This window comes from Rhodospirillaceae bacterium (assembly GCA_016722635.1).
Classification (GTDB): Bacteria; Pseudomonadota; Alphaproteobacteria; order JAEUKQ01; family JAEUKQ01; genus JAEUKQ01.
This window is the reverse complement of record JADKIX010000004.1, coordinates 1-21,455: the sequence shown is the minus strand read 5'-3', so window position 1 is coordinate 21,455 and position 21,455 is coordinate 1. Positions and strand designations below refer to the sequence as shown.

Below are 21,455 nucleotides of genomic sequence, written 5' to 3'. Positions count from 1 at the left end.
AACGATTGCACTAAAAACCATATCGCATCCAGATGACTTGAAAGCAGGATATTTACCAGCCAAATGCTGCGATATACCATCGATCATAGCAAACACTAAAGCAGCGCTTAAAATCAATGAAATTGCGAAGAAAGAATGGTCTTTAGAAGCATGGGAAGTTGAAGATGCCAGAAATATGCCTAAAAAATTAACACATGTACACAGTTGAGTTGCCGCAATAATCAGACACTGTCTGATCCCAATTCTATAAATTGGTTAAAATGATACCTTTAACAGAAACGCTCAAGCAGTTGATTAAAATTACTTTTGTCAATCGATGTTTGTTTGCCTATTTTTCCTTTTTATTATAAATATGGTATTTTTTGGTGATCATGGGATAATATTTCGTTTGATGAAAAAACTAATCGCTTATACTGGGGAAAAATTTTGCTTTATTACCTGGATCGCTGCAGACAGACTCACTAAACAAAAATTGGCTAAACAAAAGGATTACCCAAGGGCATTATGAAACTGGATAAAACCCTCAAAAACACCAGTTATATTTTTTGGCCATGGGTTACCTAGGAATGTTATTCATCAAAACCCCTTGTCGATTTCCCTTTGCCAAGCTGCCCAAAATATCCCTAAACCAAAAACCATCTTTTGCATCTCCACCCCTTTGAAAACGATCGGCACGAAGGTTTTAAAAATTCTTAAACCCCCCACAATCCATGATTTTTATGGATTTTCCCAGGTCTTGTATGATGTGCAATATCCGGCTGCGGTTCGTTAGCAATTGCCGATGAAGTTATTCAGTCGCTACGCCCCTTTCTTGCGGAACCAGATACCAGTTGGGGACTAGATCATGGGACTTGGTCGATTCTCAAACATCTTTATCCTAAAGCTGACGTTCCTGTTTTACAATTAGGGGCTAGTGACCGACAAGATATATTGTCTTTTTCCTATGAAGGAATGGAACTAGGATCTTTATCCATGCGGGCTGTCCAATTCCAATCTTAATTATGGATAATTTTTAACAACTCTCTTGGTAGAAGCAGGATATTTATTTAATAAATGACTGGGACGAATTGGTCGATCTACCAGATTACCCCCACAATTTGGGCAAGTCATATGAAATTTATCCTGGGCACATAATCTACAGAAAGTACACTCAAACGTACAAATCATGGCCTCTTCGGAAGCAGGCGAAAGGTCTTTATTACAACATTCACAATTTGGACGTATTTCTAGCATAATACTGCAACCCATTCTTATATTATGGTAAATTCTTATGCTGACGAGCCGCCATTTTGTTAAAGAATCAAATATCTAATCAAACGGTAATAACATTTATACTGCAATCAAGCCTATTTCTTAACAGCTTTTTGCACCACTAACCAAATCCCAGAAATCACCAACGCCGTTCCTGCAATCATTTGGCAGTGTAATCACTTCATTTAAAAAAGCTTGCCCATAACATGCCAAAAACAGGCATTAAATAGGCAACCGTCATGGCACGTGTTGGGCCAATATTAGCAATTAATTGGAAAAAGGTACATAGGCCAACGCACTTGACAATAAGGCAAGCCCTAAAAGATTAATGATGACATGTGTATCAATCATTCCGCTAATTTCCTGTGTTACAGAGATAGGCAACAGCACCAGTGCTGCTAATAATTGACTGCCAGCAGCTATCCCCAGTGGTTTGATATGCCCGGCAAATTTTTTGACGTAAACACCTGCCAATGCGTAACAGGAGGTGGCTGCCAAGCAAGCCAATACCGCTAACAGGAAATCCCCATCCACTTCGGGCGAACCTATATTAACAACCAGGGCTACCCCAGCTGCAGCAACGATAAAACCAGTTACTTTCTTTAAGGTCATCCCCTCCCCCAACCATATCCAAGCAAATAGGGCGGCAAAAAGCGGTGTCGTCGTATTCAAAACCACCGCGTATGATGCGGGGATATGTAAAAGAGCGTAAGCATAGAGCGAAAAAGGTAACGCGGAATTAACAAGGCCGATAATCAAATATTGCTTCCAATTATCCCGCCATCCAATAGGTATTTTGGCAAAAAAGTAATATATTAATAAAACCATACCGCCGATTAACAGCCTGGAATTGGTCGTAATGATAGCACCTAATACGGGGGATATTACCCGCATAAATATGAAAGATCCCCCCCAGATAGCTGCCAATAGTAATAGTTTTAAAATATCTGACGCATAATGGCTATTTTCTTTACATATAAAATTCTTGATACAAGCCAATTATCCTGGCAACCTGCTAAAAACCGCTTCTACTTGAGGAAGATTTTTTATAAAATTCACTAATAAGTTGTAATAGTTACTTCCTTATTCAAATAGAGATTAATTGATGATTATATCCCCAGTTACCCTTGAAGGCTTACGTGTTAAGTTAACACCCATGAGTATCAGCCATTTGGACGGGCTTTATGAAGCACTTGTTGATAATAACAGGTGGCAAGATATCTGGAAATACCGCGTTGATAAAGTAAAAAACAAAGAAGATTTAAAAAATATATGGAAGTCGCCTTAGCTGGGGTTGAAAAGAGGGAGATTATTCCTTTTATCATTTTTGATAAGCGCTTGGACAAAGTTGTTGGCACCACCCGCTTGGGTGATATTTCCTTAGAAAATAAGTCTTTAGAAATTGGTTGGACATCAATTGCATCAGAAGTCATGCGCAGTCGCGTTAATACGGAATGTAAATATTTACTGCTAACACATTGTTTTGAAACTTTAAGATTTGTTCGCGTAGCCCTGAAAACGCTATCCATTAACGAACGCTCCCAAAAAGCAATTCTGCGAATTGGCGCTAAAAAAGAAGGGGAATTGCGCTGGGTAGCTAGAATGGCTGATGGCGAATATATTAATGTAGTTTATTTCAGTATTATCCAACCGGAATGGCCAAGTGTTAAAAAAAAGCTGGAAGGTTTTTTAGCGGAAAAATAACATTAGAAACCTACTGCTAAAATCTTTTCTCTCGATCTCTTTTTTCCCCATATTAAAATCCCCACCAGATTTGTCTTAATAACATTCTTTATCTTGTTAAATATTAGCCATTTCAGAAAATATTATTTTGAACATTGATTATTATTTTGTATCATCTTATGATGAACTAAGTTCAATTAAGGATAGACCATGGCCCGTCGTGCTGATCATACCCGCGAACAACTAAAAAAACTGGCAATTGCCGCTGGCAGGAATTTAATTGTTGAAGGCGGATATAAAAATCTAACTGCCCGTCACGTTGCTTCGGAAATTGGCTATACGATTGGTACTTTATATAATGTCTTTGAAGATTTTGATGATTTGCGCTTACATATCCACGGCGAAACCCTGGATGGATTGCTTAAATATATTCAACAAAATCTGACCCAGGAATATCAAGGGATCAATCGATTAAAGCAACTAGCAATCTTATATTTGGAATATGGGCAGCGAAATTTTGCCCTGTGGCAAGCTTTGTTAAGCTATATAAGACCTGCTGATGGCCAAGCCCCCGCTTGGTACCAACAAAAAATTATAGCTTTATTCGACTTACTTGAGAAAGTTATCCAAAGTTTTTTGGGCGACCATCTGGATAATTATCGGCATGCCCGTATTTTATGGGCCAGCTTGCATGGCATGTATTTATTATCCCAAACAGGAAAATTTGCAGCGATTGAAGCTGAAAGCCCACAAACCTTAGTTGCTACTTTCATTGAAACTTACATTAAAGGGATGAAGCCATGAAAACAGCTTGTTTAAAATCAATTTTGCGTCATTTGCCCATGGCTTTGGTAGGGTTGCGCTTTGCATTTGCTTTCCTGATTTTAGCCGCTGCGTACTTTATGAAAGCGAACGCTGCTCTCCTCTGCGCCGTTTTGATGGGGCTAGGATTATTCAGCGATATCATTGATGGAATCATTGCCAGACGCCTTGGGGTGGCAACCCCTTTGCTGCGCCGATTGGACAGCCAATGCGATTTAGTCTTCTGGTTGTCTTGCTTGGGCAGCGCGCATTTGATGTACCCGTTGTTATTGACACAAACCTGACCGCCATAGTTTTATTATTAGCTTTAGAATTAATAATTTATGTTTTCAGTTTGCTAAAATTTAATGAAGCTTGTACCCATGCCTATAGCGCTAAATTATATGGGTTGGGCTTAGGAATTGGAGTCGGTGAAATTATGCTATATGGTAATGTGGGGATTGCTTGGCATTTGATGGCTATTTTTGGCGTTATTGCCTGTATGGATGTTTTATTAATACTCATCATATTGCCAAGTTGGGCCCATGATATTCACAGTTTCTGGCATGCCTTACGAAAACGCTACGCCATGGTCTCTCATCATATTACTTAGCTATTCAACAAGTAACTAATACTCTAGTTCAATATATAAATGCAGGCCAATATTGAGCGATGAATGCATAAAAACACCCCCTACCCTTGATGTCTTAACCCTGGATATGCTATTAATCCCCTAATACGGGATAAATAGGTTGTACCTACAGTCTGTCTCTATTGGTTGAGCCGAATAACAGGTTATTAAAACAACACGTCAATAAGGCAATGTTATGCGTCAACCCTGCTCAGAGAATGATTATTTTTCTGCATCATTACCATATAACTGATTCCAGAAATAACAAAACCCACAAACCAAGAATAGTTATAGAAGTCAGAAACCCAGTAAGGTACAGCATCCGCTGGTATCAATTGGATCGTTGTTAAAAACCCTGGAACATTAGGCAATATCCCTAACACCAGTGCAATGATTGCCCGATAGTTAAATCCCTTATGAAAGGTATATTGCCCCTGATGTTGATACAAGGCTTCAACATTTAACTGCTGCTTACGAACAAAATAATAATCAGCGATCATAATACCGCCAATAGGCCCCAATAAAGCAGAATAACCCACCAGCCAGGTAAAGATATAGCCGCTAGGATCCGCAATCAATTTCCAAGGCATAATCAAAATGCCTATGATCCCCGTAATCAATCCACCCAGTTTAAAATTAATCTTTGATGGGGCAAGATTGGAAAAATCATTGGCTGGGCTTACAATGTTGGCTGCAATATTAGTGGCTAATGTTGAAATGGCGATGGCGATCATGGCTACACTAATTAATATCTTGCTACTGAATTTACTTGTTAAAACTATCGGGTCCCAAATAGCATCACCATAGATGATAACCGTGGCCGACGTAACGACCACGCCAATAAAGGCAAATAAAGTCATGGCTGGTGGCAAGCCAATAGCTTGGCCTAGCATTTGTGCTTTCTGGCTTTTAGCATAGCGGGTGAAATCAGGGATATTGAGCGATAGAGTGGCCAGAAACCAACCATCCCTGTTAACGCCGGAAAAAGAAGTTAAAGAACTCCGCATTGGAAGCAAATTTGGAAGGCTGATTTAAAATCGGACCCAAACCGTTGCCAGCATCAATTGCCCAAAATAATAATGCTAATGCGGCCAGGGGTAAAAATATGGCTTTAACAACCAATAATTTGCGAATGCTTTCAACCCCCAGAAAAACAATCAACATGTTAAGCAGCCAAAATAACAAGAAACAAATGGCTGGTCCTGTCGGCAATCCAAAAGAATCAGGGAAAATTGGTGGCAATGTTTCAAGTGAAGGAATCCATAAGCGGAGCATTTGATAAGTGGCAAATCCCCTATCCAGGTTTGGATACCAAACCAGCCACACGCAACGATGGCGCAGCATAGCAGGAATATTAGCTCCCTTAACACCAAAACTCGACCTTGCAAGTACGGGAAAAGGAATGCCGTATTTTGCACCGGCCTTACCATTTAAAATCATGGGAATTAAGACAATCACATTTCCTAAAAAAACCGTAAGAATGGCTTGCCACCAATTCATGCCACCACCAATCAAGGAACTGGCCATCATGTAGGTTGGAATGCATAAGCTCATGCTAATCCACAGGGCCGCATAATTGAAAGTATTCCATGTCCGCTTATCGGCAGGAATGGGTGCTAAATCTTGATTATAAAGAGAGGAATTTTGTTCAGGAAATTGAGACATTAGAAATATTCCACTGGAAGTGATATCAGTTAATATTGATTCCAGACTCAGTAGTAAGTGGAACCCACAACCTTGTCAATTTAATATGGAAAAAAATTTAAAAATGAGTTTCCATTTCAAAATTATTTTGAAAGAGTCAATAAAATTATTTTGAATAATGACATAAAAATAAGTTTGGTTGCGGGGGCAGGATTTGAACCTGCGGCCTTCAGGTTATGAGCCTGACGAGCTACCGGGCTGCTCCACCCCGCGCCCCGAGCAGCAAAGTTTAACTAAATATGTTACATCGTTTAATAATCTAGTTATTGTGAAAAGCTTAAGTAAAACATATGGAATTGGAGGAATTCGATTAGGTTATTTATTAACCTCTAATCTAGATTTTATGGCACTTATGCGTAACAAACTGCCTATATGGAACATTAATGGGTTTGGAGAAGAATTTATACGGAATTTGCCAAGTTATCAGAAAGAATATAAAGCCAGCTGTTTAACTGTTAGAAATAATACTGATTTATTACACCAACATCTACAGGCAATTCCGGAACTAAAGGTTTTTCCAACGGTTACAAACTATATTTTCTGTCATTTGGCCAATTCAATAGGCACTGCAAAACAAATGACAGAAAAGCTATTAATTGATCATAAAATATTAGTTAAAGATTGTTCAGGAAAATCTTTAACAGACTCCGGCAATGGCTCAGAATTGCTAGCAGCAGAACCCCTGATGAAAATCTTAAAGTAGTAAATTCGATGAAAAAAATAATTGAAGAGTGTAGTAGATAATTAAGTCATGCTTAAACACATAAAAGATTTAGCAAACCTCTGCACATTATTAGGTCTATGTTTAGGCCTAACAGGTATTTATCTGTCAATAATAGGTTATGCGACATTAGGCCTTGCAGCCTTATTCTTAGCTGTCCTATGTGATATATTTGACGGGATTATTGCTAGAACGACAGAAAATCGCACATCACAATCATCTGCCATAGGCGGCCAACTTGATTCTTTAGCTGATCTTATCCATAGTGGAATGGGACCAACTTTAGTTATTGGCAGCTGGTACGGTTGCCTATATGGTATTTATTACCGGCATGTTTATTAATTATGTCCGGTGCTATAAGGTTAGCCAATTATAATGTGTTTGGTTTAACTGAAAGCGGCTCTTTCAAGGATTACCTATTTTCACTGTCCTATTATTGTTAGTATAATTTTTTATTAAAAAATTACTCTAACGTTTTAGAAATAATTTTATTAGTGACAATCATCCTTGTTACTTTACTTCAAGTGGCCCCCATACAGATACCTAAACTTAAGGGTTGGGCTTTGAAGGGTCTGGTTGGATTAATTATTTGTTTATCTGCCTATTATATTCTTGTAGGCTTCCGCACTTTATACGTATGAAAAGAAAGATTCAGAGAAAACATTAATTATTTTTGATATCGATGGAACTCTCCTAGATACAGTTAATGCTCATCAAAATGCTTTGTTACAAGCTTTAGAGAATTTTAATTTTTCTTATATAAATAAAAATTGGGGTTCTTATAAACATCATACCGACTCATGGATTTTGCATGAATTATTTTTGCAGAATTTCAATAGACAAGCTTTACCTGAAGAAGTAAAAAAGTTTGATGTTTTGTTACATCAATTTTACATTAATAATTGACCAAATTATAAAGTTAGCCAAATTACCGGGGCACGAATTTTTAGACATGGTTAATAGCAAGCAAGAAAAATTTGCTTTTGCATTTGCCACTGGCGCCATGCGTTTAATTGCCTGTGAGAAACTCAATTTTCTAAATAAAAAAATCAATCAAACACTTTTATCATCTGCCAGTGAATATTTAACTCGTGAAGAGATTGTTTTAAACGCGATAGAACGATCCAAAAAAAAATTTGGTGATACCCAATTTGAGCGGATCATTTCTATTGGTGACGGTGTATGGGATGCAAAGGTAGCGAACAATCTTAAGTTAGAGTTTATTGGAATCGGAGAATGGAACAACAAATTTGAAGGTTTATGTAAGCCGACCCAATTCTATAAAAGGTTTGATGATATCAATCCAGAACTATTATAATAAAAGAGGCCTATTGTTCAGGTGTGAAGGAAAGATAAAAATGGTTAACAACTCTAAACAGAAAATTGCGGTCTTAGTGGGATCTCCTAGAACTGGAGCAGGCGAAGCAGCGGTGAAAATTCTTAATAATTTAGATATAAAACCAATTATTTTGTTAGCTGACTCACAAAACCTACCTACGGTTATTCAGGAAGCTTATAAAGAATTAGACGCCAAGATAATCACTTGTAATACTTCTAGTTTACAAGAAGTGATTGATTGTTGTAGCGACCTTAAAAAGAACTTTGATTTATATGCAGTTGGATCAGTTTATGAATATTCCACACTGGTAGCAGCACAAGCAGCTAAGAAGCTAGGCCTTCCAGGGCCAAACCCGGAATCCGTGGCCGTTTGTCGGACGAAAAGCTCTATGCGCAAAATCCTTAATGAATTTTCTGACGTGAACCCAAAAAATAGAACAGTGACTTCAACAAATGAAGCGGTTAAAGCTTCCGATGAGATTCATTATCCGGTTGTTGTTAAACCCACCAGCTTAACAGGAAGCGCTTTTGTGCGTTTATGTAAGAATGCTGGGGAGGTTAAGGAGCAAGCGGATTTAATTTTTGGGCTTGGCTCTTATATGCATATAACTTTAGAACCCTCTATTTTGATTGAAGAATATATTGATGGATGGAATTTTCTGTAGAAATCATGGATAGTTTGATCATCGGAATAACTAAAAACATCTTGGACTCCCCATATTTTTGTGGAAATAGGGCATGATTTTCCGGCAGATATTTCCGTGGATCTGGCTGATCAGATTTCTAAGATAGTTATTAAGGCTTTGAAAAAGATAGGATTAACGTGGGGTGCAGCTCATGTAGAAGTTCGTGCCGGTCGTAATGGCCCACGTATTATTGAAATTAATCCTCGAATTGCCGGAGACCGCATCCCAGAACTTATTAAATTAGCTTATGGCGCTGATATGATAGAAGCAAATATTTTGGCTCTACTTGGAAAGAAAAGACCTTTAGTAAAAAAGCATAACAAAGGAGCCGCTATACGTTTTATACCGACTCCTAATAAAGGCAAACTAATAGACATTCAAGGTCTTGAAGAAGTCAAATCACTGCCCTGGGTTCATGAAGTAAAAATATACCGAACCTTAGGAGATAATTATATTAGTAATGGTTCTAATAGGGATAGAGTGGCTCATATTATTACTTCAGCAAATTCAGTTCAAGAAGCTGCACAACTTGCGGAGCAAGCTACTAAGAAAATAAGATTTGATTGGCAAGAAACGGTCTAAAAGAAGAATATTTACTGTCATTTTTTGATTTAATCAAAGGAAAAACTGGTAATACACCATTATTTTTACGAAAAACATTGTTAGTCATAAAATGCAATTCTAAAGACCTTTTATTTAGCATTAACTCAAATTCTAACTCTATAAGAAAGCTAAAAATGACTTGGTTAAAAAGAGATGAACTAAGCCCGTTCTTAACAATTCGCTTTTTATCTTTGTTATGTGAACAAGTTATATTTTATCTTGTACCTTTAATTATTTATATTAAAACAAAAAATATTACTCTTTCTGGGTTAGCTTTTTTTATTGAATGGACTCCGAGAGTTATTTTTCTTCCATTTCTGGGTTTTCTGATCGATCGCTATAGCTTAAAATATCAATTAATTTTTGTTGAATATATTAGAGCAGTGTTGTCATTTAGCATATTTTTTGTTTCTGATAATTACTTAGTAATGGTAACGGTGGCTGGTTTTTTAGCTCTTGTCAGTGCACACTCATGGCTGGCGCTAGAGCGATTAATAGCAACTAAAAAAACACATGCAAACCAAGTTCCAATTTTGCAAGCAAGAGCTCAAATTATTATTCAACTCTCTTCAATCTTAGGGCCAGCTATAGGAACAATTTTGATATCGAGAATATCTTTCGAACTAATTATTGTTATATGTACAAGTATTTTCTTTCTTAATTCCTTTTTTACTTAGAAAATTCTTTCCCAATAATAATGAAGATTCCACAAATCAGTTGCAAAATAAACCAAAGGCTCAACTACGCAATTTATTACAAGGATTTAGTATTATTTATAAGAGTCGCGCATTAAAATGTATAATTCTTTTAACAATATGCCTTAATATTGTAGAAGGGTTGTATTTAGCAACTATGCCCGCTCTCATTGTAGATATTTTAATGTAGAAAAGATTATGTTGCTATTACTTTATCAGTTGCTGCAATTGTTAGCCTGGTCTGTCTGTGGACCTTGTCATTAATTTTAAAAAAAACAAGTTTAAATCTGCTTACAGTCTTTAGTGGACTTATTTTGGTTATCAGTGCTCTCTTAATAGGATTAGTCACCTCAGTATATTCATTTATCATTTTATTTTCATTGTTTATGGCAGGACGTAACGGTTTTACTGTATGGTTAAGAACAAAAGATTAGAATTCATTCCTGTTAATGATGTAGGAAAAACCATAGGGTTTTGTTGCTGCTGTATTAGCAGCTATGCCCTTTTCTGGGCTATTACTAGCTCAATTTGGTAATATATCATCTTTATCAAATTTAATTTTTTATACAGCCCTTACTTCCTCATCAATGGCTTTATTTGTCATTTTATATCAACCAAGGCTATTTGCTCGTAGCAATTCAACCTCCTCTTAGAATATCATTCATTCAAATTATTGTTATGCGGTAATTAAGTAGATTGATTAAAATTAAAGTAAGTTTCTGAAATCCAGGCTTTACCAATAAGAAACCCTGTTCCTAGTAGCAACGACTGAAGATGGTTGCTTGAGGATTATGTATAAAATGGGGATATTTTTAGATGGTTGCGGGGGCAGGATTTGAACCTGCGGCCTTCAGGTTATGAGCCTGACGAGCTACCGGGCTGCTCCACCCCGCGTTAGGGTATGTGTGTTGGGGTGTGTGGGGATTATATGGAGGTGAGAGAGGATATGATGTGTTGACGGGACCTGGCAGCGACCGACTCTCCCGTGCCTTAAGACACAGTACCATGGGCGCGGAGGATTTTCACGGCCGAGTTCGGGATGGGATCGGGTGTAGGCTCCTCGCTATAACCACCAGGTTTCGTCAACACATCATGCGTGAAGTATAGAACAGATAAGAAGTTGGGGTATCCGTGTCACTGTTTTTCCTTGATCCAACAGAGTTTGATCTCTGTGCGCGGATCAGCAAAGATGCGATAAGCCAATGAGGCGATTAGTACCGGTTAGCTACATGCCTTACGGCACTTCCACTTCCGGCCTATTAACGTGGTGGTCTACCACGGCCTTCATAGGGAGAACTTATTTCGAGGTGGGTTTCCCGCTTAGATGCGTTCAGCAGTTATCCCGTCCGTACTTAGCTACTCGGCGATGCCGCTGGCGCGACAACCGATACACCAGAGGTACGTCCATCCCAGTCCTCTCGTACTAGGGACAGATCCTCTCAATTCTCCAAACACCCACGGTAGATAGGGACCGGAACTGTCTCACGACGTTCTGAACCCAGCTCACGTACCACTTTAAATGGCGAACAGCCATACCCTTGGGACCTGCTCCAGCCCCAGGATGTGATGAGCCGACATCGAGGTGCCAAACCTCCCCGTCGATATGGACTCTTGGGGGAGATCAGCCTGTTATCCCCAGCGTACCTTTTATTCGTTGAGCGATGGCCCTTCCACTCAGAACCACCGGATCACTATGGCCGACTTTCGTCTCTGCTCGACTTGTCAGTCTCGCAGTCAGGCGGGCTTGTGCCATTACACTCAGCGGTTGATTTCCGACCAACCTGAGCCCACCATCGCGCGCCTCCGTTACCTTTTGGGAGGCGACCGCCCCAGTCAAACTACCCACCATGCAGGGTCCCGGCCCCCGTTTTTGAGGCTCGGTTAGATATCAGAGAACAAAAGGGCGGTATTTCAAGGGCGCCTCCACACTAGCTAGCGCCAGCGCTTCATCGGCTCCCGCCTATCCTACACATCTCTTCCCTAATACCACTGCAAAGCTATAGTAAAGGTGCATGGGGTCTTTCCGTCTAGCCGCGGGTACTCCGTATCTTCACGAAGAATCCAGTTTCGCTGAGTTGATGTTGGAGACAGTGGGGAAGTCGTTACGCCATTCGTGCAGGTCGGAACTTACCCGACAAGGAATTTCGCTACCTTAGGACCGTTATAGTTACGGCCGCCGTTTACCGGGGCTTCAATTCAGAGCTTGCACTCCTCCTCTTAACCTTCCGGCACCGGGCAGGCGTCAGACCCTATACGTCGCCTTCCGGCTTCGCAGAGTCCTGTGTTTTTGTTAAACAGTCGCTACCCCCAATTATGTGCCCCCCTATTCATGGTTGCCCACAAATAGGGCCCTCTTCTTCCGAAGTTACAAGGGCAATTTGCCGAGTTCCTTCAACATCATTCTCTCAAGCGCCTTGGTATACTCTACCAGTCCACCTGTGTCGGTTTGGGGTACGGTCTATACGCTAGAGTTATTTCCTGGGACACCTTCACAGCCCTCACCACTTCCATCCGGCAAGAACAATTTACAGCATCCGTCACTTCTAGCAGGCCCTGGAATATTAACCAGGTTCCCATCGATTACGCCTGTCGGCCTCACCTTAGGGACCGGCTCACCCTGCGCGGATTAACCTTGCGCAGGAACCCTTGGACTTACGGCGAAAGTGTTTCTCACACTTTTTATCGCTACTCGTGTCAGCATTCTCACTTCCGATACCTCCAGCATTCCTCACGGAACACCTTCACAGGCCTACGGAACGCTCCGCTACCGCTTGTGGACACTCCCGTGTTTCACAAACCCGCAGCTTCGGTACATGGCTTAATCCCCGATACATTTTCGGCGCAGGACGACTTTTCTAGATCAGTGAGCTATTACGCTTTCTTTAAAAGATGGCTGCTTCTAAGCCAACTTCCTGATTGTCTTGGTCTTCCCACATCCTTTCCAACTTAGCCATGATTTAGGGACCTTAGATGGCGGTCTGGGCTCTTCCCCTCACGACCACGGACCTTAGCACCCATGGTCTGCCTATTGACTTCTACTCACCGGTATTCGGAGTTTGGTTAGGTTTGGTAAAGCTCGCGCTCCCCTAGCCCATCCAGTGCTCTACCCCCAGTGGTAATCCATCAACGCTCTACCTAAATAGATATCGCGGAGAACCAGCTATTTCCAAGTTTGATTAGCCTTTCACCCCTAACCACAGGTCATCCCCGTCTTTTTCAACAGACGTGGGTTCGGTCCTCCAGATAGTGTTACCCATCCTTCAACCTGCCCATGGCTAGATCACTTGGTTTCGGGTCTAATCCCACGAACTATCGCCCTATTCAGACTCGCTTTCGCTACGCCTACACCTATCGGCTTAAGCTCGCTCGTGAGACTAACTCGCTGACCCATTATACAAAGGTACGCAGTCACCACACACAACCCGAAGGTCATGATGGCTCCTACTGCTTGTAAGCATTCGGTTTCAGGTCTATTTCATTCCCCTCATCGGGGTGCTTTTCACCTTTCCCTCACGGTACTTGTTCACTATCGGTCACTAAGGAGTACTTAGGCTTGGAGGGTGGTCCCCCCATGTTCAAACAGGATTTCACGTGTCCCGCCTTACTCAAGGATTATATTGCTTTCTACCCGTACGGGGCTATCACCCTTTCTCGCTTGCCTTTCCAGACATTTCCGGTTCTTACATTATAACCACTGGCCTCTTCCGCTTTCGCTCGCCACTACTCGCGGAGTCTCGGTTGATTTCTTTTCCTCCAGTTACTGAGATGTTTCAGTTCACCGGGTTCGCTTCACAAACCTATGTATTCAGTTTGTGATAACCCCTAAGGGTTGGGTTCCCCATTCGGACATCCACGGATCACTGGTCATTCGCACCTCCCCGTAGCTTATCGCAGCGTATCACGTCCTTCTTCGCCTCTTAGTGCCAAGGCATCCACCAAATGCTCTTATTCGCGCTTGATCGCAACCGCTTCTCCTCGCACAGAGATCACTCCCCGCTCAATTCAAAACAGTCACACTTAATCCCTCAACTCATTTCTTTCTTCTTCGTAAACTCTCAGCCAGCTAAATTCCTCTATCAAGCCTAAGCCCAAGCAATAGCCAGCAATAGCCAAGGTTAACCTTCTTTTCTATACTTCACGTATTCCGGTCTGTCACCTTCGCCCACATCAATCTGCAACCCTTAAGGCCACACCATCAACATAAACTTCGCCAACTAAGTTATACCAACTCCCCTCAGCCAGCCTGGCTAACCATCCCCATCACCACAAGACTCACGTCCCACAGCAATAGCTACAGCTAACCCCTAACATTCCTTCCTCTCTCACCTGTCATATAACAATTTGCCGGAAAACAAAAACATGTTGAAAACATGCCGGCAAAAAACGTTCCCTGCTCCGCACATCGTTTTTCTGCTTTAATCAAGCAGGAAGAATAAAAATTAACAGCTCTGAAACTTTAACGATTTTTCCCCGATAAAACCACCTTACCACCACATTATATTGGTAAAGCTCTACCTACATAAAGTGGAAATTTGGTGGAGCTGAACGGGATCGAACCGATGACCTCCTGCTTGCAAAGCAGGCGCTCTCCCAACTGAGCTACAGCCCCCTAAGAGCCAACTGCAAACGACCCAGTTTACCTGATATAACTATTTTAAATTAACAGTCAATATTTACCAAAATGGATAAAACAACCGTACTAAATAAAGTAACATATTTGTTTTCAAGAAAAACAAAACTTTAAGTGGTTTTAACGAAACTGCCTGCTTTTAGGCAGGCAGTTTCAACTAAAACAACAGCTATATAAATCTTACTTCGTTGCCAATTTGTAATCACTGATCAATTTATCATAAATGGCGCATGCACCTGCATAGTCACCCTTACCTAACAGCCCACCTGCTTCATTGAGCTTTGTAGAAGCTTCTCCAATCTTATCCGTAGGGATTTTATTTGCCGACATAGCCGACGTCACCGTTGTCAACTTACTAACCGCATCCTGTGCGGTGCAAGCTGCTTGAGCAGAAACCATCGAAGCGCCAGCCATAAAAAAAGCGACCGATAATGCAACAATCTTTTTCATTTATTCTCTCCAGATAAATCTTAACATGTTTAAACTTGAATCAGGTCAACTTTACTTCAATTTCGATCTTTAGATAACGCTGCATTTTGTCACAGCATCGAAGATGTAAGCACCTATTTACTTGGCTTAATTCCCAAAGCGGCTGCATCTTTTATGATGTCATCATATAAAGCGCAACCCTCGACATTCTTATTTTCACGTATTAACTTACCTGCTTGATCAATTCTGGCACTAAATTTTGCGACCTGTGCAGCAGGCAGATTATTCAGCTGGGAAGCAATATTAAATATTATGTCAATCTTTTCAAGTACTTGCTCACTGGTGCAGATTTTTCCAGAAGCTTTCAACTCCTGAATTTTCTGAATCATCTGATCATATAATTGACAGGCTCCAGAATAGTCCTCGTCAAGAAATAAATCAAACGCTTCGCCACCAAGCGCCTCATATTCTTTTTCTTTCGCTATCTCCTCTGGTAAAGAATATAAGCCATCATAGGCCATAGACGATTTCGCCTCAACTTCCTCTCTTGTTGTACACGCAGCCATCGAGTAGCCCGTCCATAACATAAACAACGAACTGCTTAACACTAAAAATAACTTCCTGTTTATCATCATATCCTCACCTAATAATAAGATTGTCCATAGTTTCATTAAAACATCTTTTGGTGGGCCTGGGAAGACTTGAACTTCCGACCTCACGCTTATCAAGCGCGCGCTCTAACCAACTGAGCTACAAGCCCAAGGAAAGCCCCGTTAAGGTCACTATTTTTCATATATCTTACAACTAATTGAAGGCACAACAAGTGGCTTTAACCAAATATCGCGCTTAACAGCCAGTCTATAAAAATCATGAAATTATTCTGGGTTTTAAGGATGTGCGGAGAAGGGATGGGAGGGAGGTGGGTTGGGTGTGGGGTTGAAGATAGGGTATGAATTAGTAGTATATTATGTAAGGTTGGGTTAACCATTGCTGGTTAACATCCTTAGAAAGGAGGTGATCCAGCCGCAGGTTCCCCTACGGCTACCTTGTTACGACTTCACCCCAGTCACTGACCCTACCGTGGTTGGCTGCCTCCTTGCGGTTAGCAACACCAGCTTCAGGTAGAACCAACTCCCATGGTGTGACGGGCGGTGTGTACAAGGCCCAGGGAACGTATTCTCCGCTACCTGCTGATTAGCGATTACTAGCGATTCCAACTTCATGCTCTCGAGTTGCAGAGAACAATCTGAACTGAGACGGCTTTTGAGGATTTGCTCCAGGTTGCCCTATTGCGTCCCTCTGTCACCACCATTGTAGTACGTGTGTAGCCCAGCCCGTAAGGGCCATGAGGACTTGACGTCATCCCCGCCTTCCTCCGGCTTATCACCGGCAGTTTGTTCAAAGTGCCCAGCTTAACCTGATGGCAACTGAACATGGGGTTGCGCTCGTTGCGGGACTTAACACCAACATCTCACGACACGAGCTGACGACAGCCATGCAGCACCTGTGTGGAAGCCAGCCGAACTGAAGGATCTCATTTCTGTGACCCATACTTCCCATGTCAAGAGCTGGTAAGGTTCTTCGCGTTGCGTCGAATTAAACCACATACTCCACCGCTTGTGCGGGCCCCCGTCAATTCCTTTGAGTTTTAATCTTGCGACCGTACTCCCCAGGCGGAGTGCTTCATGCGTTAGCTGCGACACTGAAAGGTAAACCTTCCAACGTCTAGCACTCATCGTTTACGGCGTGGACTACCAGGGTATCTAATCCTGTTTGCTCCCCACGCTTTCGCGCCTCAGCGTCAGTTGTCGTCCAGATAGCCGCCTTCGCCACCGGTGTTCTTCCTAATATCTACGAATTTCACCTCTACACTAGGAATTCCGCTATCCTCTCCCGGACTCTAGCTTTACAGTCTCAAATGCCATCCCCAGGTTAAGCCTAGGCCTTTCACATCTGACTTGTAGAGCCACCTACGCGCCCTTTACGCCCAGTCATTCCGAACAACGCTCGCACCTCTCGTATTACCGCGGCTGCTGGCACAGAGTTAGCCGGGGCTTATTCTCACGCTACCGTCATCATCGTCGCGTGCAAAAGAGCTTACAACCCGAAGGCCTTCATCACTCACGCGGCATCGCTGGATCAGGGTTGCCCCCATTGTCCAATATTCCCCACTGCTGCCTCCCGTAGGAGTCTGGGCCGTGTCTCAGTCCCAGTGTGGCTGATCGTCCTCTCAGACCAGCTACGGATCTCAGGCTTGGTAGGCTTTTACCCTACCAACTACCTAATCCGACGTAGGCCCTTCCTTCGGCAATATATCTTTCCCCCAAAGGGCTTATAGGGTATTAGCTATAGTTTCCCATAGTTATCCCCTACCCAAGGGCAGGTTCCTACTTTGTACTCACCCGTTCGCCACTAATGATATTGCTACCATCCGTTCGACTTGCATGTGTTAAGCGTGCCGCCAGCGTTCGTTCTGAGCCAGGATCAAACTCTCAGTTTAACTTACTCGATCCACAGCCTAAACTGCAAATCAGAGCCCAATTTAATTCAAACCTTCCTCAAACGTCTCTCGTCCAAACATATCAAAGGCTCTCACCCTCAACATGCCTAAACGCTAGCGCTCATTTCTATCTTCAAAGAGTTAAAAGATACCCCTATCCCCCCACTCACTCCACCTCCCTCCTATCCCTTCTCTCTCTCCTCTACTCACTTGTCATACAACACGCCAAACCGGCTAAAAACTTCGTTTAAAGCAGCCAATCGATCATCCGGCTATTTTAAACAGCTCAGGGACTTTATAAACTACGCCACTGATTGTCAACTATTTTCTATAACAATTTATAGATTCTTTTAAATGGTAGATTTCTTCAAGATACTACAGAAAAGCATTAATCTTTCTTTAATTGTTTCGATGCGATCGCAACGCCCGCTTTTGATGAATTAGGCCGCTTACAAATTTTGCTGATCCATTGCCCCACAGATACCAGCCAATCAAGGTTAATTCCTGTTTGGATCCCCATCCTATTTAATCCATAAACGACATCCTCCGTCGACACATTCCCACTTGCCCCAACAGCATACGGACAGCCGCCGAGCCCTGCAACCGAGCTGTCAACTACCGTAACCCCCATCTGTAATGCGACTATAATGTTGGCAAGCGCTTGCCCATAAGTGTCATGGAAGTGCACCGCTATTTTTTCAATTGGGACTGACCGCCCTAACCGCGTCGATTAACGCATAGGTTTCTGAAACAACACCCACCCCAATAGTATCACCCAAGGAAATTTCATGACATCCTATATCCCATAATTTTTTGATAACACCGCGACTTTTTGAACAGAAATTTTTCCTTCATAGGGACAACCTAGAACACAAGACAAATATCCTCTAACAGGAATTTTTGCCTGTTTGGCAGCGTGCATAACCGGTGCAAAACGTTCAAAACTTTCGTCAATTGTGCAATTAATATTACGCTTTGAAAACGTTTCTGAAGCAGCCGCAAATATGGCAACTTCATCTGCTTTGGCAGCTAGTGCAGCCTCAAACCCCATCAGGTTTGGCACCAAGCCTGTGTATGTAACACTTTTTATGCGATCAATCCCTGCAAACACTTCGGAAGAATCGGCCATTTGCGGAATTTTTTTAGGGGAAACAAATGCCCCGGCTTCAATATGTTGGAGGCCCGCCTGTGCCAAGCGGTTAATCAACTCAACTTTGGTTTTTACGTCTAAAATATTGGGTTCATTTTGCAACCCATCTCTGGCACCCACCTCAACAATTTTAACTTTTTTAGGAAAATTTGTTAGTTGGCCGGTTAGTTGGCCGGTTAGTTGGAATGACATGATCCATTCCTTTATTCAAATTTGATTAAAGAGCTATTTTCTTGAACGAATTGCCCTGTCTGGCATAAAATTTGGGCAATCTTCCCCTCCGCTGGCGCCCGAATTGTATGTTCCATTTTCATTGCTTCTAACACCAATAGAGGGTGGATTTTTCAACCTGATCGCCAACCTTAACAAAAATCTGTGAAATTTTACCTGGCATGGGCGCGGTTAATTTCGTTATAACGCCCACTTCGTCTGCAGCCACTACCTTCAAAGGATCTATATAGGTAAGCTTATAATTTTTACTATCCATAGTGGTATGAAATTCTTGCTGGTTCCAATAAGTCGGTATATTCCATCGATCATTGGCAAATTCGATCACCAGGTTTGTTTGGTTTCCGATACTATCCCTACTTCAAATACCTGCTGATTTATATGGATAGCCCAAAGCAAAGATTTATCCCTCTTTTTCTCCACATAGACTTGGGTTTCTTGATCTTGACCTTTAAAAGATAAGGTTTCCGCTTGGATATAATTCATACGCCAATTATGATCATTATACCAGGGAGAAGAGATAGCCTGATTTTGCCGTTTTTTCAAGAAATCGTGCGTTGCAGCCAATGCCAATTTTTCTTGCAAAGACGTTGATGGTTTAGGCAGCAAATCTTGTTGATAGGTCTGAATAAAATGGGTATCGATAGTACCCTTAACAAAGGCAGGGTGGTTCAATACGGCCTGTAAAAATGAATATTATTGGTTACCCCTAAAACAATGGTCTCTGATAAAGCGGTAGATAAATTCTTGATTGCCCTTCCGCGGTCTTCCGCCCAACTGACCATTTTCATCATCATCGGATCATAATGGATGGTCACATCATCGCCCGGACGAATCGCGCAATCAACTAAAATATGTTCAGCTGCTGCTTTGGGTAATTGCAGATGATGGACATGCCCGCTTGAAAGGCAGGAAATCACGATCTGGATCTTCTGCATATATGCGCGCTTGAATAGAATGGCCGTAAATTTTTAGTTCTTTTTGGGATAAGGGCAAAGGTTTGCCGCTTGCAACTAATAATTGCCACTCTACCAAATCTTGACCGGTAATTTTCTCAGTGACCCGATGTTCAACTTGCAACCTGGTATTCATTTCCATAAAATAAAATCGACCCTGTTGATCAACAATAAACTCAACCGTACCAGCGCCCTGATAATCGCTGCTTTTGCCGCATTGATTGCAACCTGTCCCATCTCTTGGCGAAGTTTAGGAGTCACCAAGACTGAGGGGGCTTCTTCAATGACTTTTTGATGCCGCCTTTGGATGGAACATTCCCGTTCAAAGAGATGCACGATATTGCCCTGTTGGTCGGCAAACGCGGATCTCAATATGACGGGGTGATAGCAAATAAATATTTTTCAACCAACACGGCTTCATCGCCAAAAGCGACCTTCGCTTCCCTTCTTGCCGAAGCTAAGGCGGCCATAAAACTCAGCGACTGATCAACCGGCGCATCCCCTTACCGCCACCACCAGCTGCCGCCTTGATTAAAACGGGAATCCAATTCTCTGGGCAGCTTGCAATAAATTTTATCATCCTGCTGATCCGCCCGGTGGTGACCGGGTAAAATAAGCACCCTGCAGCTTCCATCAGCTTCTTTGCTTCAATTTTGAACCCATCGCACGGATAGCGGATGCAGGGATCCTATAACATACGCTTGGCTTGTTGCTGCTTCAGCAAAATTGGCATTTTCAGATAAAAACCATATCCTGGATGAACGGCCTCTCCCCACACCGCGCAAGACATCAATAATATTTTCAATTTTTAAGTAGCTTTGTTGGGCGGCTGTTGCCCCGACCCTATAAGCTTCATCTGCCATTTGGGTATGTTTGGCGGATTTATCAGCATCCGAATAAATAGCAACTGTGCGAATATTTAACCGCCGGGCTGTTTCCATAATACGACAGGCAATTTCCCCCCGGTTGGCAATCAATATCTTTTGGAACATGGCTTTATTCCTTATTCTTTGTTTTTTGCCAAGACGGCGGCATTTTTTTAAGGAAGGCGTTGATACCTTCTTGTCCTTCAACGGACACACGGCGGCGGGCGATTCGTTCGGCAGTATTACGGATAAGGGCCATATTAATTGGTTGACCCGACACTTCGTGGACTAGTTTTTGGCTTCCCGTTGCGCTAAGGGCGCCCTTGCAATAAAGACTGAAAATTTTTTCAATTTCCAAATCCAGATCAGCCGGTTGGACAATAGCATGGATCAAGCCAATTTGTTGCGCTGTTCTGGCATCAAACGTTTCGCCGTTAAAACCTAACGACCCGCCTGCCTTTCCCCGATTGCTTTAATCACATAAGGCGAAATAACGGCAGGAATAACCCCAATTGCCTCCAGACAAACAAAAATTGCCGAATGGCTGGCCACCGCAATATCACAAGCAGCGATTAATCCAACC

General features: G+C 42.1%; 26 protein-coding genes, 4 tRNA genes, 3 rRNA genes and 3 pseudogenes. 14 read left to right on the top strand and 22 right to left on the bottom strand.

Annotated features, from left to right (window positions below):
• Positions 1 to 208: hypothetical protein (locus IPP67_03125; protein ID MBL0338177.1), on the top strand; the 208-nt coding region annotated here is incomplete at its 5' end.
• A 791-nt stretch (positions 209 to 999) separates the two neighbouring features.
• Here IPP67_03125 and IPP67_03120 read toward each other — a convergent pair.
• Both IPP67_03120 and IPP67_03115 read right to left on the bottom strand, forming a co-directional pair.
• Positions 1,000 to 1,233, bottom strand: a complete 234-nt coding sequence (locus tag IPP67_03120) for a DUF1272 domain-containing protein (GenBank protein ID MBL0338176.1) — start codon at positions 1,231 to 1,233, stop codon at positions 1,000 to 1,002.
• 285 nt (positions 1,234 to 1,518) lie between these two features.
• The gene (locus tag IPP67_03115) at positions 1,519 to 2,250 is read right to left on the bottom strand and encodes a DMT family transporter (GenBank protein MBL0338175.1); all 732 of its coding nucleotides are present in this window, start codon (positions 2,248 to 2,250) and stop codon (positions 1,519 to 1,521) included.
• A 106-nt stretch (positions 2,251 to 2,356) separates the two neighbouring features.
• Between IPP67_03115 and IPP67_03110 the strand changes: the two genes are divergently transcribed.
• The 5 genes from IPP67_03110 to IPP67_03090 all read left to right on the top strand — a co-directional run bounded on the left by IPP67_03110 (position 2,357) and on the right by IPP67_03090 (position 4,348).
• The gene (locus IPP67_03110) at positions 2,357 to 2,539 is read left to right on the top strand and encodes a hypothetical protein (protein ID MBL0338174.1); all 183 of its coding nucleotides are present in this window, start codon (positions 2,357 to 2,359) and stop codon (positions 2,537 to 2,539) included.
• A complete protein-coding gene (locus tag IPP67_03105) occupies positions 2,524 to 2,955 on the top strand; it encodes a GNAT family N-acetyltransferase (protein ID MBL0338173.1) in 432 nt (143 codons plus the stop codon). The genes IPP67_03110 and IPP67_03105 overlap by 16 nt, the downstream gene beginning before the upstream one ends.
• A 189-nt stretch (positions 2,956 to 3,144) precedes the next feature.
• Positions 3,145 to 3,738 (top strand): TetR/AcrR family transcriptional regulator, encoded by a 594-nt coding sequence (locus IPP67_03100; GenBank protein MBL0338172.1) that lies wholly within the window; start codon positions 3,145 to 3,147, stop codon positions 3,736 to 3,738.
• Entirely contained in the window at positions 3,735 to 4,040 is a 306-nt protein-coding gene (locus IPP67_03095; GenBank protein MBL0338171.1) for a CDP-alcohol phosphatidyltransferase family protein, read from the top strand. Before IPP67_03100 ends, IPP67_03095 begins: the two co-directional genes overlap by 4 nt.
• Positions 4,041 to 4,090: 50 nt before the next feature.
• Positions 4,091 to 4,348 carry a hypothetical protein gene (locus IPP67_03090; protein MBL0338170.1) on the top strand — a complete coding sequence of 86 codons (258 nt, stop codon included), beginning with the start codon at positions 4,091 to 4,093 and terminating at the stop codon, positions 4,346 to 4,348.
• Positions 4,349 to 4,560: 212 nt separating this feature from the next.
• On the opposite strand, the pseudogene IPP67_03085 reads toward IPP67_03090, so the two are convergent.
• Together IPP67_03085 and IPP67_03080 are read right to left on the bottom strand one after the other, a co-directional pair.
• Positions 4,561 to 6,031, bottom strand: a pseudogene (locus IPP67_03085) (NCS1 family nucleobase:cation symporter-1).
• A gap of 175 nt (positions 6,032 to 6,206) precedes the next feature.
• A tRNA-Met gene (locus IPP67_03080) sits at positions 6,207 to 6,283 on the bottom strand.
• A 55-nt stretch (positions 6,284 to 6,338) separates the two neighbouring features.
• Between IPP67_03080 and IPP67_03075 the strand changes: the two genes are divergently transcribed.
• The 7 genes from IPP67_03075 (at position 6,339) to IPP67_03045 (ending at position 10,095) form a co-directional block, all read left to right on the top strand.
• Complete coding sequence (locus IPP67_03075; protein MBL0338169.1) at positions 6,339 to 6,773, top strand: aminotransferase class I/II-fold pyridoxal phosphate-dependent enzyme; 435 nt, start codon at positions 6,339 to 6,341, stop codon at positions 6,771 to 6,773.
• A 48-nt stretch (positions 6,774 to 6,821) separates the two neighbouring features.
• Positions 6,822 to 7,133, top strand: coding sequence for a CDP-alcohol phosphatidyltransferase family protein (locus tag IPP67_03070; protein MBL0338168.1), 312 nt, complete (start codon positions 6,822 to 6,824; stop codon positions 7,131 to 7,133).
• 324 nt (positions 7,134 to 7,457) lie between these two features.
• Positions 7,458 to 7,697, top strand: coding sequence for an HAD hydrolase-like protein (locus IPP67_03065; GenBank protein ID MBL0338167.1), 240 nt, complete (start codon positions 7,458 to 7,460; stop codon positions 7,695 to 7,697).
• Entirely contained in the window at positions 7,663 to 8,109 is a 447-nt protein-coding gene (locus tag IPP67_03060) for a hypothetical protein (GenBank protein MBL0338166.1), read from the top strand. The genes IPP67_03065 and IPP67_03060 overlap by 35 nt, the downstream gene beginning before the upstream one ends.
• 40 nt (positions 8,110 to 8,149) lie before the next feature.
• On the top strand, positions 8,150 to 8,794 hold the full coding sequence (locus tag IPP67_03055) for a hypothetical protein (protein MBL0338165.1): 645 nt from the start codon (positions 8,150 to 8,152) through the stop codon (positions 8,792 to 8,794).
• A gap of 60 nt (positions 8,795 to 8,854) precedes the next feature.
• Positions 8,855 to 9,397, top strand: a complete 543-nt coding sequence (locus IPP67_03050) for an ATP-grasp domain-containing protein (GenBank protein ID MBL0338164.1) — start codon at positions 8,855 to 8,857, stop codon at positions 9,395 to 9,397.
• Positions 9,379 to 10,095, top strand: a complete 717-nt coding sequence (locus IPP67_03045; GenBank protein ID MBL0338163.1) for an MFS transporter — start codon at positions 9,379 to 9,381, stop codon at positions 10,093 to 10,095. Before IPP67_03050 ends, IPP67_03045 begins: the two co-directional genes overlap by 19 nt.
• A gap of 835 nt (positions 10,096 to 10,930) precedes the next feature.
• Here IPP67_03045 and IPP67_03040 read toward each other — a convergent pair.
• The 14 genes and pseudogenes from IPP67_03040 to IPP67_02975 all read right to left on the bottom strand — a co-directional run bounded on the left by IPP67_03040 (position 10,931) and on the right by IPP67_02975 (position 20,342).
• Positions 10,931 to 11,007 (bottom strand) — tRNA-Met (locus tag IPP67_03040).
• Positions 11,008 to 11,075: 68 nt separating this feature from the next.
• A 5S ribosomal RNA gene (gene rrf, locus IPP67_03035) occupies positions 11,076 to 11,190 on the bottom strand.
• Between the two features lie 113 nt (positions 11,191 to 11,303).
• Positions 11,304 to 14,075: ribosomal RNA gene (locus IPP67_03030) — 23S ribosomal RNA — on the bottom strand.
• A 571-nt stretch (positions 14,076 to 14,646) separates the two neighbouring features.
• Positions 14,647 to 14,722: transfer RNA gene (locus IPP67_03025), tRNA-Ala, on the bottom strand.
• A 201-nt stretch (positions 14,723 to 14,923) separates the two neighbouring features.
• The gene (locus tag IPP67_03020) at positions 14,924 to 15,193 is read right to left on the bottom strand and encodes a hypothetical protein (protein MBL0338162.1); all 270 of its coding nucleotides are present in this window, start codon (positions 15,191 to 15,193) and stop codon (positions 14,924 to 14,926) included.
• 113 nt (positions 15,194 to 15,306) lie between these two features.
• On the bottom strand, positions 15,307 to 15,843 hold the full coding sequence (locus tag IPP67_03015) for a hypothetical protein (protein MBL0338161.1): 537 nt from the start codon (positions 15,841 to 15,843) through the stop codon (positions 15,307 to 15,309).
• 12 nt (positions 15,844 to 15,855) lie between these two features.
• Positions 15,856 to 15,932 (bottom strand) — tRNA-Ile (locus tag IPP67_03010).
• Between the two features lie 247 nt (positions 15,933 to 16,179).
• Positions 16,180 to 17,672 (bottom strand): 16S ribosomal RNA (locus IPP67_03005).
• 388 nt (positions 17,673 to 18,060) lie between these two features.
• Positions 18,061 to 19,014 (bottom strand): annotated as a pseudogene (locus tag IPP67_03000) (hydroxymethylglutaryl-CoA lyase).
• 11 nt (positions 19,015 to 19,025) lie between these two features.
• Positions 19,026 to 19,309, bottom strand: a pseudogene (locus IPP67_02995) (acetyl-CoA carboxylase biotin carboxyl carrier protein subunit).
• A 65-nt stretch (positions 19,310 to 19,374) separates the two neighbouring features.
• A complete protein-coding gene (locus IPP67_02990; GenBank protein ID MBL0338160.1) occupies positions 19,375 to 19,725 on the bottom strand; it encodes a hypothetical protein in 351 nt (116 codons plus the stop codon).
• Positions 19,722 to 19,988 (bottom strand): hypothetical protein, encoded by a 267-nt coding sequence (locus IPP67_02985; GenBank protein MBL0338159.1) that lies wholly within the window; start codon positions 19,986 to 19,988, stop codon positions 19,722 to 19,724. Before IPP67_02985 ends, IPP67_02990 begins: the two co-directional genes overlap by 4 nt.
• Positions 19,909 to 20,178 carry a hypothetical protein gene (locus tag IPP67_02980; protein MBL0338158.1) on the bottom strand — a complete coding sequence of 90 codons (270 nt, stop codon included), beginning with the start codon at positions 20,176 to 20,178 and terminating at the stop codon, positions 19,909 to 19,911. Before IPP67_02980 ends, IPP67_02985 begins: the two co-directional genes overlap by 80 nt.
• A complete protein-coding gene (locus tag IPP67_02975) occupies positions 20,139 to 20,342 on the bottom strand; it encodes a hypothetical protein (GenBank protein ID MBL0338157.1) in 204 nt (67 codons plus the stop codon). The genes IPP67_02980 and IPP67_02975 overlap by 40 nt, the downstream gene beginning before the upstream one ends.
• Here IPP67_02975 and IPP67_02970 point away from each other — a divergent pair.
• Positions 20,337 to 20,492: a hypothetical protein gene (locus IPP67_02970; protein ID MBL0338156.1), complete on the top strand. Its 156-nt coding sequence runs from the start codon at positions 20,337 to 20,339 to the stop codon at positions 20,490 to 20,492. The genes IPP67_02975 and IPP67_02970 overlap by 6 nt on opposite strands.
• Here IPP67_02970 and IPP67_02965 read toward each other — a convergent pair.
• The 4 genes from IPP67_02965 to IPP67_02950 all read right to left on the bottom strand — a co-directional run.
• The gene (locus tag IPP67_02965; protein ID MBL0338155.1) at positions 20,482 to 20,640 is read right to left on the bottom strand and encodes a hypothetical protein; all 159 of its coding nucleotides are present in this window, start codon (positions 20,638 to 20,640) and stop codon (positions 20,482 to 20,484) included. The two genes, IPP67_02970 and IPP67_02965, sit on opposite strands and share 11 nt — an antisense overlap.
• Positions 20,641 to 20,653: 13 nt before the next feature.
• Complete coding sequence (locus tag IPP67_02960; GenBank protein ID MBL0338154.1) at positions 20,654 to 20,998, bottom strand: hypothetical protein; 345 nt, start codon at positions 20,996 to 20,998, stop codon at positions 20,654 to 20,656.
• A 4-nt stretch (positions 20,999 to 21,002) separates the two neighbouring features.
• On the bottom strand, positions 21,003 to 21,266 hold the full coding sequence (locus tag IPP67_02955; protein MBL0338153.1) for a hypothetical protein: 264 nt from the start codon (positions 21,264 to 21,266) through the stop codon (positions 21,003 to 21,005).
• 47 nt (positions 21,267 to 21,313) lie between these two features.
• On the bottom strand, positions 21,314 to 21,455 hold a 142-nt coding region (locus IPP67_02950), incomplete at its 5' end, for a hypothetical protein (protein MBL0338152.1).

Coding starts and splice junctions, on each gene's coding strand:
- IPP67_03120 (MBL0338176.1), bottom strand. CDS start 1,233: ATGCTAGAAATACGTCCAAATTGTGAATGTTGTAATAAAGACCTTTCG.
- IPP67_03110 (MBL0338174.1), top strand. CDS start 2,357: ATGATTATATCCCCAGTTACCCTTGAAGGCTTACGTGTTAAGTTAACA.
- IPP67_03105 (MBL0338173.1), top strand. CDS start 2,524: ATGGAAGTCGCCTTAGCTGGGGTTGAAAAGAGGGAGATTATTCCTTTT.
- IPP67_03100 (MBL0338172.1), top strand. CDS start 3,145: ATGGCCCGTCGTGCTGATCATACCCGCGAACAACTAAAAAAACTGGCA.
- IPP67_03095 (MBL0338171.1), top strand. CDS start 3,735: ATGAAAACAGCTTGTTTAAAATCAATTTTGCGTCATTTGCCCATGGCT.
- IPP67_03070 (MBL0338168.1), top strand. CDS start 6,822: ATGCTTAAACACATAAAAGATTTAGCAAACCTCTGCACATTATTAGGT.
- IPP67_03060 (MBL0338166.1), top strand. CDS start 7,663: ATGTTTTGTTACATCAATTTTACATTAATAATTGACCAAATTATAAAG.
- IPP67_03055 (MBL0338165.1), top strand. CDS start 8,150: ATGGTTAACAACTCTAAACAGAAAATTGCGGTCTTAGTGGGATCTCCT.
- IPP67_03020 (MBL0338162.1), bottom strand. CDS start 15,193: ATGAAAAAGATTGTTGCATTATCGGTCGCTTTTTTTATGGCTGGCGCT.
- IPP67_03015 (MBL0338161.1), bottom strand. CDS start 15,843: ATGAAACTATGGACAATCTTATTATTAGGTGAGGATATGATGATAAAC.
- IPP67_02985 (MBL0338159.1), bottom strand. CDS start 19,988: ATGCAGAAGATCCAGATCGTGATTTCCTGCCTTTCAAGCGGGCATGTC.
- IPP67_02970 (MBL0338156.1), top strand. CDS start 20,337: ATGCACGATATTGCCCTGTTGGTCGGCAAACGCGGATCTCAATATGAC.
- IPP67_02965 (MBL0338155.1), bottom strand. CDS start 20,640: ATGGAAGCTGCAGGGTGCTTATTTTACCCGGTCACCACCGGGCGGATC.
- IPP67_02960 (MBL0338154.1), bottom strand. CDS start 20,998: ATGTTCCAAAAGATATTGATTGCCAACCGGGGGGAAATTGCCTGTCGT.